General features: G+C 74.1%; 14 protein-coding genes and 1 pseudogene. 3 read left to right on the forward strand and 12 right to left on the reverse strand.

Going from position 1 to position 18006, the window contains the following annotated elements; translation table 11 throughout:
* Positions 1–81 precede the first annotated feature (81 nt).
* Genes QWJ13_RS18550 through QWJ13_RS18570 form a run of 5 tightly spaced genes read right to left on the reverse strand, consistent with a single transcriptional unit; the run spans position 82 to position 5062 of the window.
* Entirely contained in the window at positions 82–459 is a 378-nt protein-coding gene (locus QWJ13_RS18550) for a hypothetical protein (protein ID WP_316525733.1), read from the reverse strand.
* The gene (locus QWJ13_RS18555; protein WP_316525735.1) at positions 456–2351 is read right to left on the reverse strand and encodes an anthranilate synthase family protein; all 1896 of its coding nucleotides are present in this window, start codon (positions 2349–2351) and stop codon (positions 456–458) included. The genes QWJ13_RS18550 and QWJ13_RS18555 overlap by 4 nt, the downstream gene beginning before the upstream one ends.
* The gene (locus QWJ13_RS18560) at positions 2348–3028 is read right to left on the reverse strand and encodes an isochorismatase family protein (protein ID WP_316525736.1); all 681 of its coding nucleotides are present in this window, start codon (positions 3026–3028) and stop codon (positions 2348–2350) included. Before QWJ13_RS18560 ends, QWJ13_RS18555 begins: the two co-directional genes overlap by 4 nt.
* Before the next feature lie 51 nt (positions 3029–3079).
* Positions 3080–3850 (reverse strand): 2,3-dihydro-2,3-dihydroxybenzoate dehydrogenase, encoded by a 771-nt coding sequence (locus tag QWJ13_RS18565; protein WP_316525738.1) that lies wholly within the window; start codon positions 3848–3850, stop codon positions 3080–3082.
* A 42-nt stretch (positions 3851–3892) separates the two neighbouring features.
* Positions 3893–5062 carry a 3-deoxy-7-phosphoheptulonate synthase gene (locus QWJ13_RS18570; protein ID WP_316525740.1) on the reverse strand — a complete coding sequence of 390 codons (1170 nt, stop codon included), beginning with the start codon at positions 5060–5062 and terminating at the stop codon, positions 3893–3895.
* Positions 5063–5381: 319 nt separating this feature from the next.
* Between QWJ13_RS18570 and QWJ13_RS18575 the strand changes: the two genes are divergently transcribed.
* A complete protein-coding gene (locus QWJ13_RS18575; protein ID WP_316525742.1) occupies positions 5382–6323 on the forward strand; it encodes a transaldolase family protein in 942 nt (313 codons plus the stop codon).
* A gap of 47 nt (positions 6324–6370) precedes the next feature.
* On the opposite strand, the gene pabB is transcribed toward QWJ13_RS18575, so the two are convergent.
* Positions 6371–8524: an aminodeoxychorismate synthase component I gene (gene pabB / locus QWJ13_RS18580; RefSeq protein ID WP_316525744.1), complete on the reverse strand. Its 2154-nt coding sequence runs from the start codon at positions 8522–8524 to the stop codon at positions 6371–6373.
* A gap of 42 nt (positions 8525–8566) precedes the next feature.
* Positions 8567–9349, reverse strand: a complete 783-nt coding sequence (locus QWJ13_RS18585; protein ID WP_316525746.1) for a methyltransferase domain-containing protein — start codon at positions 9347–9349, stop codon at positions 8567–8569.
* 257 nt (positions 9350–9606) lie between these two features.
* On the opposite strand from QWJ13_RS18585, the gene QWJ13_RS18590 reads away from it, so the two are divergent.
* Positions 9607–11625: a helix-turn-helix domain-containing protein gene (locus QWJ13_RS18590; RefSeq protein ID WP_316525748.1), complete on the forward strand. Its 2019-nt coding sequence runs from the start codon at positions 9607–9609 to the stop codon at positions 11623–11625.
* Between the two features lie 67 nt (positions 11626–11692).
* On the opposite strand, the pseudogene QWJ13_RS18595 reads toward QWJ13_RS18590, so the two are convergent.
* Positions 11693–12877: pseudogene (locus QWJ13_RS18595) on the reverse strand (IS701 family transposase); the annotation flags it as partial.
* A gap of 182 nt (positions 12878–13059) precedes the next feature.
* Here QWJ13_RS18595 and QWJ13_RS18600 point away from each other — a divergent pair.
* Positions 13060–14037, forward strand: coding sequence for an NADPH:quinone reductase (locus QWJ13_RS18600; RefSeq protein ID WP_316525750.1), 978 nt, complete (start codon positions 13060–13062; stop codon positions 14035–14037).
* A gap of 63 nt (positions 14038–14100) precedes the next feature.
* On the opposite strand, the gene QWJ13_RS18605 is transcribed toward QWJ13_RS18600, so the two are convergent.
* The 4 genes from QWJ13_RS18605 to QWJ13_RS18620 all read right to left on the reverse strand — a co-directional run bounded on the left by QWJ13_RS18605 (position 14101) and on the right by QWJ13_RS18620 (position 17929).
* Positions 14101–15390, reverse strand: a complete 1290-nt coding sequence (locus tag QWJ13_RS18605) for an MFS transporter (protein WP_316525752.1) — start codon at positions 15388–15390, stop codon at positions 14101–14103.
* A gap of 210 nt (positions 15391–15600) precedes the next feature.
* Positions 15601–16335, reverse strand: a complete 735-nt coding sequence (locus tag QWJ13_RS18610) for a class I SAM-dependent methyltransferase (RefSeq protein WP_316525753.1) — start codon at positions 16333–16335, stop codon at positions 15601–15603.
* A 127-nt stretch (positions 16336–16462) separates the two neighbouring features.
* The gene (locus QWJ13_RS18615) at positions 16463–17665 is read right to left on the reverse strand and encodes an MFS transporter (RefSeq protein ID WP_316525755.1); all 1203 of its coding nucleotides are present in this window, start codon (positions 17663–17665) and stop codon (positions 16463–16465) included.
* A 78-nt stretch (positions 17666–17743) separates the two neighbouring features.
* Positions 17744–17929, reverse strand: a complete 186-nt coding sequence (locus QWJ13_RS18620; protein ID WP_316525757.1) for a hypothetical protein — start codon at positions 17927–17929, stop codon at positions 17744–17746.
* Between the last annotated feature and the right edge of the window lie 77 nt (positions 17930–18006).

Raw genomic sequence — 18006 nt, forward strand, 5'->3', positions numbered from 1 at the left:
CGAAGAATCGCCCGGCAGGCGGAAACGGCGAATCGCCCGGCAGGCCCACGAGGGTGGGCCCGCCGGGCGATCCGGGCGGGGTCACGGTGCCGGGGACCGCGGTGGACCGGCCGGCTCCAGGGCCAGTCCGTACCCAGCCAGGCGGGGCAGCGCGTGCACGCCCTCGACGGTCGCCTCGACGTCGAACAGCGTCCACTGCGCCGGCGGCCGCCCGATCAGCTCGGCGGCCCGCGCGGGCAGCGGCCGGGCGGCGGCCTCGGCCGACTCCCAGAGCAGCACCGCCCCCCAGCGCTCGGTGGCGAGGTCGGAGATCCAGAACTTCAGCCGGAGCCCCTCCACCGCGGCGAACCGGTCGACGGCCTCCTCGCGCAGGAACTCCCGCATCGACCCGATCGTCCGACCCGTCCCGGCCAGCTCCCACCAGACCACGGTCGCCTTCAGCCCGTCAGCGTCGTTCATGCCGGCTGCCGCGCCGGCTCGCCGACGAGCCCGCCGAGCGCCTCGCCGAGGATGCGCATCCCGTCCGCGGTGAGCACCGACTCCGGGTGGAACTGCATCGAGCGGAACCCGGGCCCGCGCAGCGCGTGCACCTCGTGGCCGGCCGGGTCGCGGCTGACCTCGACCGTGCCGATGCCGGGCGCCTCCACGACGGTGCCGGCACTGCGGGCGGCGAAGGTGTTGTAGAAGCCGACCCGTTCGCGGCGCCCGAACAGGTCGATCTCCCGCTGCACGCCCTGGTTCGGCCGCTCCCGGCGCACCAGCGGCAGGCCGAGCCGCAGGCTGAGCACCTGGTGGCTCAGGCACACGGCCGCGAACGGCCGCCGCTCGGCGAGCAGGGTGTCCACCGCCCGGCTCAGGTGGGCGATCTTCGGGTGGTCGATCTCCCTCGGGTCGCCCGGCCCCGGCCCCAGCACCACCAGGTCGTGGTCGTCGAAGGAGTACGGCTGGTCGAACCGGCGGACCGTCACCTCGGCGCCGAGGGCCCGCAGCTGGTGCCCGAGCATCGCGGTGAAGGTGTCCTCGGCGTCGACCACCAGCACCCGCCGCCCGTCGAGCGGCTCCGCGCCGTGCTGCCGGTCGGCGTCCGGCGCCAGCCAGAAGCCGGCCAGGCCCGCGTTGCGCCCGTCCAGCGCGGCCCGCACCGAGGGGTGGGAGCCGAACCGGCGCGGGGCCGTCTCGCCGAAGGCGGCCAGCAGGCCCGAGGCCTTGGCCCTGGTCTCGGCGACCTCGGACAGCGGGTCGGAGTGGCGCACCAGGGTGGCCCCGACACCGATGCGCATCCGGCCGCGCGCGTCGATGTCGGCGGTGCGGATCAGGATCGCCGTGTCCAGGGTGCGGCCGCCCTGCCCGTCCCGGCCGATCAGCGCCAGGACGCCGCTGTAGTAGCCGCGGCCCTCGGGCTCGTACCGCTCGATCACCTTGCAGGCGCTCTCCAGCGGGGAGCCGGTGACGGTCGGCGCGAAGAGGGTCTCGTGCAGCACCTCGCGTGGGTCGCGGGTGGTGTGGCCCTCGATGAAGTACTCGGTGTGGGCGAGCCGCGCCATCTCCTTGAGGTACGGACCGACGACGCTGCCGCCGTTCTCGCACACCCGGGCCATCATCTTCAGTTCCTCGTCGACGACCATGTACAGCTCGTCGGCCTCCTTGCGGTCGGCGAGGAAGTCCATGACGCCGGGCAGCGTGGGCCCCGAGTCGGGGTAGCGGTAGGTGCCGCTGATCGGGTTCATCACGGCCCGGCCGCCGACCACGCTCACATGGCGCTCGGGCGAGGCCCCGACGAGGGTGCGCTCGCCGGTGTGCACGATGAACGTCCAGTACGCGCCCGACTCGCGCTCCAGCAGCCGCCGGAACAGGCGCAGCGCGGCGCCGACCGAGTACTCGCCGATGTCGGCGACGAAGGTCCGCTTCACGACGAAGTTGGCGCCCTCGCCGGTGCCGATCTCGTCCTTGATGATCCGCCGGACGATCTCGGCGTAGGCCTCGTCGTCGACGTCGAAGGCGCCGCCGGCGGCGAGCCGCACGGGCGCGTCGGGGATGCGCAGGCGCACCTCGTCGAGATCGACGACGGCCTGCGCCTCGACGGTCATCGCCAGCAGCGGCGTCCCGTCGTCGCGTGCCGCGTAGCCGCGTTCGGCGATCTGCCGGTACGGGACGAGCGCCAGCACCTCCTGGCGCGGTCCGTCCCCGGCCGGGGCGTCGTCGTCCAGCGGGATGTCGGCCAGGGCGGCGACCTCGCCGACGCTGCCGAGCAGCACGTCGAGGCGGTCCGGGCCGGTGGTGTCCGGGCGGTGGACCAGGGCGAAGGGGCCCGGGTCCGGTGCGAGGACCCGGCCGAGCAGGTCGTCCGTCACACCGCACCTCCGGAGAGCGCGAGTTCGCGCTCGGCGGGCAGCGGCAGCGAGGCCAGCAGGTCGTCCGTCAGGGCGAGCGAGGCGCAGCGCGCGGTGGCGTACTCAAGGGTCATCCGGTGGTGGCGCCGGCCGAAGTCGGCGATCGCGTCGGCCACCACGAACGGCTGGATGTCGTGGCTGAACGCGTCCAGGGCGGTCATCAGGACGCCGACGTGCGCGTACACCCCGCAGATGACCAGCTGGTCGCGGCCGCTGTCGCGCATCCGCTGGAGCAGCTCGGTGTTGTGGAAGGCGCTGTAGCGCCACTTGGTGAACACCCAGTCGCCCTCGGCGGGCGCCACCGGCGCGACGACCTGGCGGTCCTCGGGGCTGGTGGTCATGCCGGGGCCCCAGATGTCCTTGAGCAGCCCGCGCTGCTCCTCGGTCATCCCGCCCGGCTGGGCGGTGTAGGCGACGGGCGCGCCGAGGGCGGCGAGGCGCTCGCGCAGCCGCGCGGTGTTGCGCACCATCGACTCGACGGGCTCCTGCCCGGCCGGGAACGCGGCGAGGAAGTACTTCTGGAGGTCGTGCACCAGCAGCACGGCGCGGTCGGGGTCGACCGTCCAGTCCACCGTGTTCGCCGGAAGGTCGGCTGCCGTCGGCAGGGGGTAGGGGCGGATGGGAGGTATGCCTGGCACAGGTGGTGCTCCTTACTGGGACTGGTGGTTGCGGGGTGCGGACCGGAGGGCTCAGACGCCGAGGGTCGCGCCCCCGTCCACCGTCAGGTCGTGCATGGTGATGTGGGAGGCCTTGTCGGAGAGCAGGAACGCCACCGCGTTGGCGACGTCCTTGGGCCGGGCGATCTTGCCCAGCGGGATGCCCACCCGGAACGCCTCCGGGACCCCGTCGATGGAGGCCCGCGCGCTGCTCTGGTCGGTCCACATGGCGGTGAGCATCGGGGTGTCGGTGGAGCCGGGGGCGACGATGTTGGCACGGATGCCGTACTTCGCCACCTCCAGCCCCAGGCACTTGGTGAACATGGTCGCGGCGGCCTTGGACGCGGCGTACGCCGACATCTCGGTGCGCGCCGTGCCGGCCGAGTTGGAGGCGACGGTGACGATCGCGCCCCGGCGCCGGGGGACCATGCGGTTCACCACGGCGCGGGACACGAAGAAGACACCGGTGGTGTTGACCGCGAAGGTGGCGCTCCACTCCTCGTCGGTCAGGGCGCGTGCCTCACCGAGCCTCAGCACGCCGGCGGCGTTGACCAGGTGGTCGATCGGCCCCAGCCGCGCCTCGACGTCGTCCACCAGCGCCTCCACCCGCGCGCTGGACGTCACGTCCCCGACGAAGGCCGTGACGGACTCGCCGCGTTCGGCCGCCTCCTTGACCAGGGCGTCGAGCCGGTCGCCGTCCCGGTCGACGGCGGCCACCGTGATCCCCTGGCCCGCGAGCGCCTCCACCACCGCCGCGCCTATGCCGCCGGCCGCGCCGGTGACCAGAGCTATTTCCTTCTGCATGACGGTTGGCTCCTTTGTTCGGCTGCTGCCGCGGCTGATCGCTCAGGCATGCCAGACGGAAACCACGTCGGCGGCCTGGCAGGGATTCAGTCGCGGGTCGCAGTAACTGGTGTACTTGTCCCCGATCCGGTCGGCCTCGGACGCATCCTGTGCGCATTCGAAGACATCGTCCGGAGTGGTCTCCAAATGGAGTCCGCCGGCCACGCCGCCGTTCTCCGTGACCGCCGCCTGGAATTCCCGGACCTCTTGCACGACGGTTTCCACGTACCGGGTCTTGTAGCCGTGCGGAGTGGACACGGTGTTGCCGTGCATCGGGTCGCACAGCCAGATCACCGGGTGCCCCGCGGCGCGGACCGCGCGCACCAGGGCGGGCAGCCGCTCGGCCGCCGTGCCGGCGCCCATCCGGGAGATGAGCGTGAGCCGGCCGGCCTGGTGCTCCGGGTCGAGGCGCTCGCACAGCTCGATGAGCTCCTCGGGTTTCATGGTGGGCCCGACCTTGACCGAGACCGGGTTGGCGATCTCGGCGAAGAACGCGATGTGCGCGCCGTCCAGGCGCCGGGTGCGCTCGCCGATCCACGGCCAGTGCGTCGAGCCGAGCAGCAGCGAGCCGTCCGCCTCGGGGCGCAGCATGGCTGACTCGTAGTCGAGCAGCAGCGCCTCGTGGCTGGTCCACACGGGGGCGTCGACGAGGGACGGGTCCTCGTCGCAGGTCCAGCCGAGCATGGCCGTCACGTCGGAGGCGGCCCGGTAGCCGCTGATCAGCCGCTTCGGGTCGGGCCGGCGCGATTCGGGGTCGGCTTCCGGGGAGTTGACCATGTGCCCCCGGTAGACCGGGAGTTCGACCCCGCCGATGACCTCGGTGGGGTTGGAGCGGGGCTTGCCGAACTGGCCGGCGAGCCGGCCCACCCGGATGACGGGCCGGTGGGAGCGGCCCTTCATCACCCCCGCGAGGACGTCGAGGAGCGCGCTCTTGCGGGCCACGTGGCCCATGGTCGCCTCGGCCGGGTCCTCCGCGCAGTCACCGCTCTGGATCACCTGGAGTTCGCCCGCCGCGGCGCGGGCGAGCAGCCCGCGCAAAACGCGGACGTCCTCTCCGCGCACCAGTGCCGGGGATTCGCTCAATTCGTCTTTGACCTGCCACAGGACTTCTTCGTCCGGCCAGGTCGGCTGTTGGTCTGCGGGCCGTGTTTTCCATTGTGCGACTTTATGCACGTGGCACCTCCAGTGCTCTCGTGGTCGCTCAGGCGGGGTCGTGCCGACGAGTGTGCGAAATCGTTCGCTTCGGTCTCCATCGAGATATCGCAACTTCGTCAGGTGGCGGCCTTTCAGTCACCTGACGGGCATTGCGTCACCTTTTCCCCGGGGATTGCCCCGGGGGGTGAGGGGATGTCATACCGGGAATGGAAGGGGCGGCCGCCGGCGGACCGGGGTCCGGTCCGGCAGCGCCCGAACCGTTCGGTGCGCGCGGGGACCTGACAGATTCGGATCCGGGACAGGCACAGCGTCGCCGAGTGGTCCTACGCTTGACCTTATGATCAGCCGGTTAGCCATTGCCATGCTTCACCAGCTGGCAGCCGAGGGAGTTGCCCCGTGGCTGTCGGCCGACGCCACAGTGGACTTCGACATCGAGGTCCTGAGCCATCTGGCCCGTCGCGAGCTCGTCGCGGGCGTGCTGCTCACCGGCGGCCCGCCCGCCGTACTGCACCGTGTCTGCGACGCCCTGTTCCCGGCGTTCCTCGCGACGGACGGGCGGGTCGGACACGTGTCGGTGGCCCCTGCCGTCGGCCCCGGGGCGAGCGCCGAGGAGCTGTTCGAGGCGGCCCGCGACCTGCACGAGCGGGTGGGCCGCGCCAACGTCCTGGTCCGGCTGCCCGTGGACCCGGACGGCGCGGCCGCGATGCGCGACTGCCTCGCCGAGGGCATCGGGGTGCACGCCGGCCCGGTGTACTCGGAGGAGGGCTACGAGCTGCTCCTCGACGTCTTCTTCGTCGGCATCGAGCGGGCACTCGTGTCGGGTCTGCCGTTGCACGAGATCACGCTCGTCGCCGAGGTCCCGGTCGGGCGGCTGGACGAGGCCGTCGACGCGCGCCTCGCGGCGGTGCCCGGCCAGCGGGCCGTCGCCGCCCGCGGCACCGCGGCCGTCGCGCTGGCCCGCTGCCTGCACCGGCTCCGTGAGGACCGGCTCAGCACCGACTGGTGGCGCGTCATCAGGACCGCTGGCGCCCAACTCCCGCTGCTGCTCTGGACGGACCCGTCCCCGCGCCACATGGAGGCGCTGGTCGGCGCGAACACCGCGCACGTGCTGAGCGTGGCGCAGCTCGAAGCGGTCGCGGCGGAGGCGGAGTTGGCGGGGGAGGCACTGATGGGCTCGACCGCCGAGGGGCGCCGCGTCATGAGGGAACTCGCCGAACTGGGCGTCGACATGGCGGCCGTGGCCCGCGAGCTGGAGCGGACGGGGCCGGGGGCCGCGTGAACGCGTACGGCGGTGCCCCACCCGCGGGGGCACCGCCGTACGGAAGTTCAGGACCGGGCCCGGTCCTGCTCGCGCTCGGGGAACGCCGCGCCGGTCAGGTGCAGCAGCGGCGCGGCCTTCACCGCCGTCTCCTCGAACTCGGCGGCCGCGTCGGACAGGGCGATCACCGCGCCGCCGACCCCGTAGCGCACCCGGTCCTCGGTGATCAGCGCGGTGCGGATGACGATGCTCCAGTCCGCGGCGCCGGTGAGCGACAGATAGCCGATGGAGCCGGAGTAGACGCCGCGGGCGCCGCCTTCGAGCCGGTCGATGATCTTCATGGTGCGCACCTTGGGCGCGCCCGTCATCGAACCCCCGGGGAAGGCCGCGCGGACGCAGTCCACCGCGTCCAGTTCGGGCCGCAGCCGGGCCCGTACGGTGCTCACCAGCTGGTGGACCGTCGCGTAGGTCTCCACCCGGAAGATGTCCTCGGCCTCCACCGAGCCGGGCACCGCGCACCGGCCCAGGTCGTTGCGGACCAGGTCGACGATCATCAGGTTCTCGGCGCGGTCCTTCTCGTCGCTGCCCAGCGCGGCGGCCAGCGCCGCGTCCTGGGCCGGGTCCGCGCCCCGCGGCCGGGTCCCCTTGATCGGCTCGGACTCGATCACCCCGTCGGCGCCGACCCGCAGGAACCGCTCCGGCGAGGTGCTCAGCACGTGCAGCCCGTCGAACTGGAGCAGCGCGGCGAACGGTGCCGGATGGTCCCGGCGCAGCCGCAGATAGCTCTGCCACGGGTCGTAACTTCCCCGCACCTCAGCCCTGTTGGTCAGGCACACCTCGTACGTCTCGCCCGCGGCGATCTCCTCCTGGCAGACCCCGACCAGGTCCAGGTAGGAAGACCGGTCGTGCCGCAGCGCGACCGCACCCGCCGGGGACCCCTCGGCGGCGGGGAGCACCTCGGGCCGCCGTCCGGCCGCCTCCCGCTCCAGCCGCCCCAGCGCCCAGCCGAGCCAGGTCCGCGTCGCCTCGGCGCTGCCGGCGACACCGTCCTCGGCCGCCGCCAGCAGGTAGGTGGTTCCGGTGGCGTGGTCCAGGACCAGCGCCCGGCCCGCGAACACCATCGTGGCGTCCGGATCCGGCGAGCGGTGCGCCGCGTCGCCGCCGCACTCCGCCTTGAGCTCGTAGCCGAGGTAGCCGACCCAGCCGAGCGCGAAGTCGAAGGGCAGCGGCGGCACTTCGGTGCGGATTCCGCCCAGGTCCCGCTGGAGCCAGTCGAGGAAGCCGCCCGCCGACACCTCGGTGCCCGAGTCCGACCGCACGCTCACCGTCCCGCTGGACACGTCGGCGGTGGCCACCCGGCCCAGCGGCCCGGAGGCGTCGCCCATCACGGAGAACCGCCCGCGCCGCTCGTCGAGCCGGCTGCTGTCCAGCCAGAAGGCGTGGTCACCGCCGCGGAACAGCGCGGCGTACGCGGCCTCGCCGCTCCAGCGGGTCGGTACCCGCTCCACCAGCACGCCGAGCTGCCGGGCCGGCTGCCGCCGCACCGACTGGTCGGGGACGGGCTGCTCCGGCGCGGGCGGCTCGGGGGTGGGCCGCACCGGCCAGACGATCCCGCTGGGGCGCCGGCGCAGCGGGTGCCGTCCCACGTGGGGAAGGCTCAACTCGGCAAAGTTGCGCAGGAGTCGCGTGCCGTCGCGGGTGCAGATCGACTCCGGGTGGAACTGGATCCCCCACATCGGGCGCAGCCGGTGCCGCAGCCCCATCAGGACGCCGTCCGGCGTCCAGGCGGTGGCCTCCAGCTCGGGCGGCAGCGCGCTCACCGTGAGCGAGTGGTAGCGCACCACCTCCATCGGGGAGGGGACCCCGCGGAACAGGCCGGTGCCGGAGTGCCGCACCGGGGAGGTGCGCCCGTGTCGCGGCTCCGGCGCCCGGTGGACCTCGGCGCCGTGCAGCAGCCCGATCGCCTGGTGCCCGAGGCAGACGCCGAGCAGCGGCTGCCGCGCGTACGCCACGATCTCGCGGGAGATGCCCAGGTCACTGGCGCGGTGCGGGGTGCCGGGACCGGGCGAGACCACCACGTTGTCGAACCCGGCGAGCAGCGCCGGGCGCCAGGCCGGGTCGTCGTTCCGGACGACCTCGGGCTCCCGGCCGTTCACCTCGGTCAGCTGGTGGAAGAGGTTGTACGTGAACGAGTCGTAGTTGTCGATCAGCAGCGTGCGCACGTGTGTCCTCGGGTTGTTCGTCGGTGGCCGTGTCGGTACGTCTCAGACCGTGCGCGGCACGATCTCGAACAGCAGGTGCTCGACCGTGTCGTCGCCGTACTCGGCCTCGCGGACCGGGCGGGCGGCCAGCAGACGCAACGTGCGGCCGGTCTCCTCCGCGGCCCGGTACAGCGCCCGCACGTCCCCGCGGTCGCTGAAGTGCAGCAGGGCGCGGCCGGTCGGGGTCACCCGCAGCGGCGCCTCGGACAGGTACCGGCGGTGCGCGTGGTAGCCCGGGTCGACGTAGGCCCGCTCGTGCGAGGAACGGTAGCTGTAGTCGGCGGGGGCCAGCACGTAGTTGGAGCTCCAGAAGACGACGTCGAACCGCTCGTCGGCCGCCAGGCCGGAGAACAGGTCGCCCTGCACGGCGCGCAGCCGGTGGCCGACGCCGTGCCGGTCGGCGTTGGCCACCGCGTTGCCCACCGCCATCGGGTTGATGTCCGAGGCCACGGCCCGGTCGTATCCGGCGAACAGGGCCATCGTGGCCACCACACCGGTGCCGCAGCCCATCTCCAGGAACGAGCCGCCCTGCTGGGAGCCCGGCTCCGCGAGGCCGAGGAACTCGACCCCGACCCGGGTCGAGGGCGAGTAGACGGGCGCGAAGACCTCCGGGAACAGGTCCCACTCACGGCCGTACATCGTGAAGGTCCGGGGCCGGTCCTCGCGGGTCAGCGACTCACGGCTGCGCCCGAGCGACCGCTCGTAGTTGCCGAGCGAGCGGTGCCCGTAGCCCTCCTCGTCACGCGAACCGAGTGTGGCGACCGCTTCCAGCTGTGCCTGCGACATCTCTCTCCCCCATGCTCATCGACGACCGCCCGCCGGGGCGGCCCTCCCGCCACGGCCGTGGCGCTGGAATCAGCCTCGCCGTGGAGCGCGCTCACCAGAAGGTGGTCGGGCGACAACGTCGGCGACGAGGAGTGGTGGCCGACCCACCGCACAGGGCCCTCACCTGCACGGCGGGCCCGATCCCGGTTGACCACTGGATGACAGCCAACCTAGATTTTGTCGACTGATTGCTCGGTTCAAGGGGGGGAACGAACACGGTGCGGGATATCCCGGGCGCAGGTGAGTCGCCGTCGAACGCGCTCGACATGCTCGAACTGCTGGTCACGGAGGCCCCTGCGGACCGTTACGAAAGGGTCGTCACCGATGCCAGGGCCGCCGGCGTCGACCCGGACCGGCTGGCCGAGCTGGAGCGGGCCCGGGACCTGTCGCTGCGGATCCGGGAGCTCTTCGAGCGCCGCCGGCAGCGCGAGGCGGGACTCGCGGCGCTGGTCGACACCGTCCGTGACCTGACCCTTCCGTACACGCTCGGCACCCTGCTGAAGGTGATCGTCCGCCGCACCCGGCTGCTGTTCGGCGTCGACATGTCCTGGGTGGCGCTGTTCGACCCCGCGCAGGAGGGCTCGATCGTGCGCGCCGCCGACGGCCAGGCCTCGGCGATCACCGTCGGCTTCCGGATGCCGATGTCCGGCGGGCTCGGGCTGCGCGCGATGAAGGAGGCCGGGCCCTTCTCGACGCCCGACTACCTGGCCGACGAGACCTTCGTGCACGCCGGGGAGACCGACGGGGTGGTCCGGGCCGAGGGGCTGCGGGCCATGATGGCGGTGCCGCTCCAGCGCGACAATGAGGTCACCGGCGTCCTGTACGCGGCCGGGCGCTCCGTCCGGCACTTCGGCCCGGACGAGATCTCGCTGATGGTCTCCCTCGCCGACCTGGTCTCGGTCGCCATCGAGAAGGCCAGCCTGCTCGACCGCGCCCGTGCGGAGATCGCCGAGGTGGCCGAGGACACCCAGCGCGAGCGGAGCTCCTCCCAGCTGGCCCAGCGACTGCGCAGCACCCACAGCCGGCTGGTCGACCTGGTGCTGGCCGGCAATGACCTCCAGGTGCTCACCGCCGAGGCGGGCCGGCTCCTGGGCGGCCCGGTGAGCGTACGGGACACGTCCGGGCGGGAGTTGGCGGCGGCCGGCGCGGTGCCGGAGTCGGCGGCCGCGGCCGACGTCGCCACCGCCTCGCTCGACGCCCACGCCGAGCAGCGGCCGGTGCGCACCGCCGGCGGTCTGTGGGTGGCCCCGGCGGCCGCCGGCGAGGAGATGCTCGGCACCCTGGTGCTGGTCCCGCCGGAACAGTCCGAGGGCGCCCGGGGCCCCGACGCGGCCGCTGCGACCGCCGCGATCGAGAACCCGGAGGAGGCCGAGCAGCATCTCGTCCAGCTGCTCGCCATGGTCGCCCAGTGCGTCGCCGTCCTGCTGCTGATGCAGCGCAGCGCGGCCGTCGCCGACGGCCAGGCCCGCGACGAGTTACTGCGGGACCTGATCGCCGGCTCCCCGTCGGCGCTGGAGCAGGTCGCCGAACGCGCCCGCCGGCTCTCCCTCGACCTGGACGAACCCCACGTCGTGGTGGCCACCCGCCCCGAGGGCGGCATCCAGGGCCGGGCCCTGGTGTGGTCGTCGGCGTACGCGCACCGGCACCGCGGCCTGCGGACCCTGGCCGGGGACTGCCTGGTGTTCCTGCTGCCCGGCACCGACCCCGGCGCCGCCTCGGCCACGCTGTCCAAGGAGCTGTCCTCGGTGCTGGGCCGCCGGGTCACGGCCGGCAGTTCCGGCCCGGCCGGGAGCCCGGCGGCCATCGCCACCACGTACCAGGAGGCCAGGCGCTGCCTGGACGCCGTGGTCGCCCTCGGCGGGGTCGGCAGCACCGCCTCGCCGCAGGAACTCGGCTTCCTCGGGCTGCTGTTGTCGGAGAACCCCGACACCGGCGACTTCATCAGCCACACCATCGGCGCCGTGCTCGACTACGACAACCTCCAGCGCACCGAACTGGCGAGGACGCTGGAGGAGTACTTCGCCTCGGGCGGCAGCCCCACCTACGCGGCGGAGCGGCTCCATGTGCACCCCAACACCGTGTCACGACGCCTGGAGCGGATCACCGAGCTGCTCGGTGAGAAGTGGCAGGAACCGGCTCAGGCACTGGAGGTCCAACTGGCCCTCCAACTCCACCGAACCCGACGCGTCCTGACCCGGAAACAGGAACGCCACCGAGCTGCCCCCGCGCGCGGCTGACGGCGGTGGGGCCCTCGTACGGGAACGGCTCGACCCGGTCGGCGGTGCGCAGCTCACTGACCCGCAACTCGGGGTCATCACACGGCGATTCGTTCAGCCTCGGGGCCGCGGTCAGGGCGCGGACGGCGTGGGCGGCGGAGGCCAGGGTGATATGCCGGTGCCAGCCGTTGAAGGAACGCCCCTCGAAGTCGACGAGCCCGACCGGCACCGAGATCCGGGAGAAGTCGTGCTCGGCGCGCAGCGTCAGCTTCGTCAGGCGCAGCAGCGCCCCCGAGGTGCCCTCGGTCAGGTTGCTGATCCAGTACCGCTGCGGCCAGCCGTGCGGATCGCTCCACTCGCCGAGCAGCAGCACCCGACCCCCGCCACCGGGCGCCGACGGCGACAGGGTGACCCGGACGGTGGCCACCAGGCTGGTGCGGGCCTCGCCGCTCTCCGGATCCCGCCAGACGACCGGCCGGCGCATGGCCCGGATCATCTTCAGCAACTGCTGGGCGGAGACCTCCCGGTCGGTGTCGCCGGGCAGCCGGCCCGGGTCGGCTATCGTCACCCGGGTCGCCCCGCTGACGGCGGCCAGCATCGGCATCCGCGCGGCGGCGAAGTGGCGGACCAGGGCGCGCGGGTCGCAGTCCGGAAGGTCCACGACGACGGGGCGGGGGGTGCCGGTACCCCACCCGCGCACCTCCAGGGCGGTGGCCGCGACACACTCCGCGTCGGTGACCGTGGGGTGGTCGACCCCGGAGCCCTGCCGGCCGGGGCCGGTGCCCGTGCCGCGGCGCTCCTCGGGGCACATCAGCCGCCAGTGCACCGGCGCGCTCGCCTCCTCGTCGACGGCCCAGATCCCCAGCGCCTCCTGGCTGTTGACGACCTGGCCGAGGCTGGGCACGAACCGCCGGGCCACGCCGACCGAGTGGCGTCCGGCCTTCGGGATGACCAACGGGCGCGCCACCCAGGCGCGCGGCCGCAGCACCCGCTCCAGGTACCGGCACAGCACCGCCCGCAGGGGCATCCAGTCCCAGGTGGACGAGGAGACGAAGTGATGCAGGCTCTGCTCGGCCGAACCGCCCCCGACATGGGCGGCGATGTTGCGCGCGGTCTTGCGTCCGTCGGCCGTCAGCAGGCCGTACAGGTACTGTGCCCCCTTCTCACGCTGGTCCGCTCGCGGCAGCAGGGCGAACAGTTCGGCGCACAACTCGGCGACAGCGGCGTCCGGCACCTCCGGTCGAAGGCGCCGCATGGTGTTCACGGCAGTCATTTCCACGATCCCCTAACTCCGGCACCCCCGCGTTTCCTGAGCGGAGGGGGTGTCTTCACGGTGCGGTCGGAGGGGCCGCCGACAACAGGTGAGCCGACCACACACATCCGCCCCGCCGCGCTGGTCCGACCACCGGCGCCAACTTCCCTACAGCCCAGACCCACTGACCTTCGAGGACTGAGATGATCGCGTCCTGGTACGACCAGCAAGGCCCCGCCGCCGAGGTGCTGCGGTTCGGCGAACTGCCCGACCCCGTTCCCGGCCCCGGCGAGGTCCGGGTCCGCGTCACGGTGTCGGGGGTCAATCCCGGGGACACCAAGAAGCGGCGCGGCTGGCTCGGTTCGTCGATGCCGTACCCGCGGGTGGTCCCGCACAGCGACGCGGCCGGAGTCGTCGACGTCGTCGGCGAGGGGGTGGACGCCCGCCTGGCCGGCCGCCGGGTGTGGGTGTACGGGGCGCAGTCCTACCGCGCCTTCGGCACCGCCGCGCGGTACACCGTCGTCCCCGCCGACCTGGCGGTTCCGCTGCCGGACCACCTCTCCGACGACCTCGGCGCGAGCCTGGGCATCCCCGGCGTCACCGCGCACCGCACCGTCTTCGCCGACGGGCCCGTCGACGGCAAGGTGGTCCTGGTGCACGGCGTCCTCGGCGCGGTCGGCTCGATGGTCGCGCAGCTCGCGCACTGGGCGGGGGCCACCGTGATCGGCACGGTGCGGCGCGGCGGCGACGTCGAGCGGGTCGACCCGGCGGCCGTCGCCCACACCGTCGCGCTGGACGCGGCCGACCCGGCCGGCGCGATCCGCGCCTTCGCCCCCGAGGGCGTCGACCGGGTGATCGAGGTGGCCCTGTCCGACAACGCGGACCTGGACTGCGCCGTGGTCCGCAACGACGCGGTCATCGCCGGGTACGCCACCCGCGCCGACCGCACCGAGATCCCGTTCTGGCCGCTGCTGTTCAACAACGTCACGCTGCGGCTGTTCGGCAGCGACGACTTCCCCGTGGAGGCCAAGCGGCAGGCCGCCCGCGACCTCACCGCCGCCGCCGCGGTCGGCGCCCTCACCGTCGCGACCGGCGCCCGCTACCCGCTGAGCGACATCGCCAAGGCGCACGAGCACGTCGACGCCGGAGTCCACGGCCGGGTGCTGGTGGACGTCCCGTAGCCGTAGCCGTAGCCGTAGCCGTAGCCGTAGCCGTAACGGGGCCGGGGCCCGCCGTCACCGCTGTCAGGCGACGGCGGGCCCCCGGGAGCTCTCCGCCGCCCGCTCGATCCCGGTGAGCACGTCGCGCGGGAACCAGAGGCTGCTCGCGCCCGCCAGGGCGACGGCCGCCGCCCCGACCAGCACCGGCACGATGCCGACCCGGGAGGCGAGCCAGCCGCCGACGAAGGCGCCGACCGGCACGGTGGCGGTCAGCACCGCCTGGAGGAAGGCGTTGACCCGGCCCAGCAGATGGGCGGGGGTGACGAGCTGCCGCCCGGTGGTCATGGCGATCGACCACACGGTGGCCAGCAGCCCGAAGAGCAGCTGGTACAGGACCAGGACCGGGAAGGGCAGCCCCAGGGAGGCCGCCGGGATCAGGAAGAGGGCGGCCCCCGCGCCCACGGCGCACCACCGGATGGTCCGGGCCATGCCCAGCGCCCGGGTGACGGAGGCCGCCACCAGCACGCCGACGCCCGTGCCGACGGCGTACGCGGCGTAGACCGCGCCGAGCTGCCACGGGGGCAGCGCCAACTCCCGGTCGGCGTACAGGACGAACAGGCCGGCGCCGGCCCCGCCGCCCAGGTTGAGCCCGGCCGCGGCCAGCGCCTGCCGGCGCAGCAGGGTCTCCCGGCGGATGACCGCGAGGCCCTCCTTCAGGGCCTCGACACGGGAGCGCGCGCCGCTGCCCGGCTGCTGCGCCGAGTGGTTGAGCGAGGCCGGCAGCGCGAGGAACAGGGCGCCGCCGACCAGGTAGGCGGCGCATTCGACCAGCAGCGCCGGAGCCGGATCGACCAGGCTGATCAGCAGGCCGCCGAGGGCCGGCCCGCCGATCAGGCCGACCGTCCGGGCCCCGGTGAGCGAGGAATTGGCCGACAGCAGGCGCTCCGGGGGCACCACGCGGGGCAGGCAGGACTGCGCCGCGACGCTCTGGGCCGAGCTCAGGGCGCCGGAGGCGGCGGCCGCCGCGAACAGGTGCGGCCAGGTCAGGCCGTCCAGCGCGGCCGCGAGCGGCACGCTGCCGATCGCGGGCAGCTGGAGCCAGGCCACCGAGACCAGCATCCGGCGCAGCCGGGCCCGGTCGACGGCGACGCCGATCAGCGGGCTGAGCAGGACGCCGGGCAGGTAGGCCATCGCCAGCAGTGCCGAGGCGCCCAGCGGTCCGGCGCGCAGGTGGGCGATGGCCAGCAGCGGCAGCGCCAGCGCGGTGACCTGACGCCCCACCGAACTCGTCAGCTGCTCGGTGACCAGGAGCAGCAGCGGACGGTGCCGGCGCGTCGCCGGTACGGACGACTCCTCGGCCGTGGGTGATCCCATGCGATCGGACTCCTGTGCTGTCGTGTGCCGGAAGCAGAACACGAGGGCCCCGATCGTTCGAGCACCCTGGTGGCCGCGGGCCCGCGAATGCGCCAGGATCCCGGTGGCGGACGGGTCTTGAGGAGACGCCGGATGACCAGCCGCGACCCGGCCGCCAGGGCCGGTGCGGGCCGGTGCGGGCCGGTCCGGAGGATGGCCGAAAGCAGCCGCTCAGGGGGCGGAGCCCTCGGGCCCGGCGACCAGCCAGTGGGCGGGCAGGTCGATCCGGGCGCCGTCGGGAGTGGACTCGGTGGTGGTCAACGGCAGTTCGCCGGCGGCGAGGACGGCGAGGCCGGCCGCGCGGAAGAGCTCGGGGAAGGCGGCGTCCGCGACCTCGGCGGGGGCGAGGCCGTGGGAGAACACCGGGCGCAGCTTCGGGGGCGGGCCGGCCGGGTCGCGGACGAGGCCGGTCAGCACACCCTTGGCCGCCTCGGAGAGTTCCACCACGAAGGCCCGGCCGCGGACCCCGAGCAGGGTGGCGATGGCCTCGACCACCCGTTGGCGGTCGGCCGGCTCGCTCTGGTGGATCACGCCGCGCACGTACACGTTGGCGTCGCCGAGGCGGTCGTACAGCGCCCGGACGGCCTCGGCGTCGGTGGCGTCCAGCCGGGTGTACGCGGCCCGCGCGGCCGGGTCGCAGCGCTTGGCGAGGTCGACGGCGGCGGCGGACAGGTCGACCCCGAGGACGAGGGGGAAGCGCTCGGCGAGGAAGCGGGTCTGGGTGCCGTTGCCGCAGCCCAGGTCGATGACCGGCAGGGTGGGGTCGATCAGGTGCGGGCGGAACAGCGCGAGGTGGCGCTCGGCGGCGAGGGCCGGCTCCGCGTCCCAGATCACCGAGCCGGGCTCCTCGGGTGCGTCACGCCAGAAGCCCTCCCAGGCGTCCCGGTACCGACTCGTCACGCTCATGGCAGGGCCTCCCGATGTCACGCAGGGTGTCTGGATCGTGTCTATCGGTACCCGGCCGCGGTGGCAAGCGCGCGCGGACGGCACCTCACGCGCGGGCGGCGCGCTTTCGCGGGCGGGTGGATCGCTGTCACGGGCGGGCGTGCGCCAGGCGCAGCAGGTAGGCGCCCGAGACGGCGGCGAGCGCCGCCATGCAGCCGGCGAAGACCAGACCCGCTTCGGCCAGGCCGAGCGGTCCGGTGAGCAGGCCCACCCCGATGACCGGGATCGAGATGCCGAAGTAGGCGACCACGAACAGCGCCGAGAGGGCGCCGCCGCGGTGCTGGGCCTGCGCGGCGGCGGCGACCTCGCCCACCGCGCCGCGCAGGCCCATGCCCTGCCCGGCGCCGCCCACCAGGGCGCTGAGCACCAGCGGCGGGAGGGCCTCCCGGGCGAGCGAGGCGGCCAGCAGGGCCAGCCCGCCGATCAGCACCAGGCAGCCCAGCGGGACCGCCCGCGCGGTGCCGAGCCGGGGCACCAGCAGCTGGCCGAGGGTGGAGGCGAGGAAGGCCGTGAAGACGACCAGCCCGACCACCGCGCGGTTGTGCACGCCCAGGCCGGCGGCCAGGAACGCGGGGCTGACCGAGGTGAACAGGCCCATCAGCGAGAAGCCGGCGAAGGCGGCGACCCCGGCCGGCACGAACACCCGGCGGACCTCCGGCGGCAGGGCCGGCCGGTTCGGCCGGGCGGTGCGCAGCGGGCGGGCGCCGGCGACGGTCTCCGGCAGCAGCAGGGTGAGCGCGAACGAGACGGCGAGCAGCCCCAGGTGCACGGCGAACGGCAGGACCAGCGGGTGCGGCGCGTACTGCGAGAGCAGGCCCGACAGCAGCGGCCCGCAGCCGAGCCCGCCCATGTTGGCGGCGATCGCGACGAAGCCCGCGCGGGTCGGCCGCCCGGGCGGTGCGAGCTCCAGCACGTACGCCGTCCCGGCGCCGGTGAACAGGCCCGCGGAGAATCCGGACAGCAGGCGGCCCAGGCAGAGCGTCGCGACGCTGTCCTCGGTCAGGAAGACGACGGCGCTGGCGGCCGAGCAGGCCAGCCCGCAGAGCAGCACCGGACGGCGTCCGACCGTGTCGGAGACGTTGCCGACGAGCAGCAGCACGCCGATGACGCCGAAGGCGTACACCGCGAACACGACCGTCACCGTCAGCTCCGAGAAGCCGAGCTTCTCCTGGTACAGCCCGTACAGCGGGGTGGGCAGGGTGGTGCCCGCCATGCAGACGGCGAAGGCGAAGGCGGCGAGGAGGTGGCCCGTCCGGGCGACGGCGGGCCGGGCGGCCCGGCGGTCGGTCATTCGCCCACCATAGGCGGGCCCTGAGACCGGGGCCGTGCCGCGCCGGGGAGCGCTGCGCCGAATGGCGGCGGGGGCCGGTCAGCCGGCGCGAGGGCCCCGGTCGTTGTCGCGGCCGACCGGGCGGGGTGCGCCCAGCGCGCCGAGCACGGTGCTGTCGAGCGGGCTGGCGGCCAGCCGCTCCAGCACCCGGATGAACGCGGTGCGCAGGCCGTGGCGGCGCACCCCGGAGGCGGCGGCGGAATGGAACGTGGCGGGGACGGACATGCGGCTCACCTCCGGGGCGACCTGCGGTCTTGCAGGTGGGTGCGTCCAGCTTGCGCCGCCGCGCGCCCGCCGGGGCC

This window comes from Kitasatospora brasiliensis, assembly GCF_032654805.1.
Lineage (GTDB): Bacteria > Actinomycetota > Actinomycetes > Streptomycetales > Streptomycetaceae > Kitasatospora > Kitasatospora brasiliensis.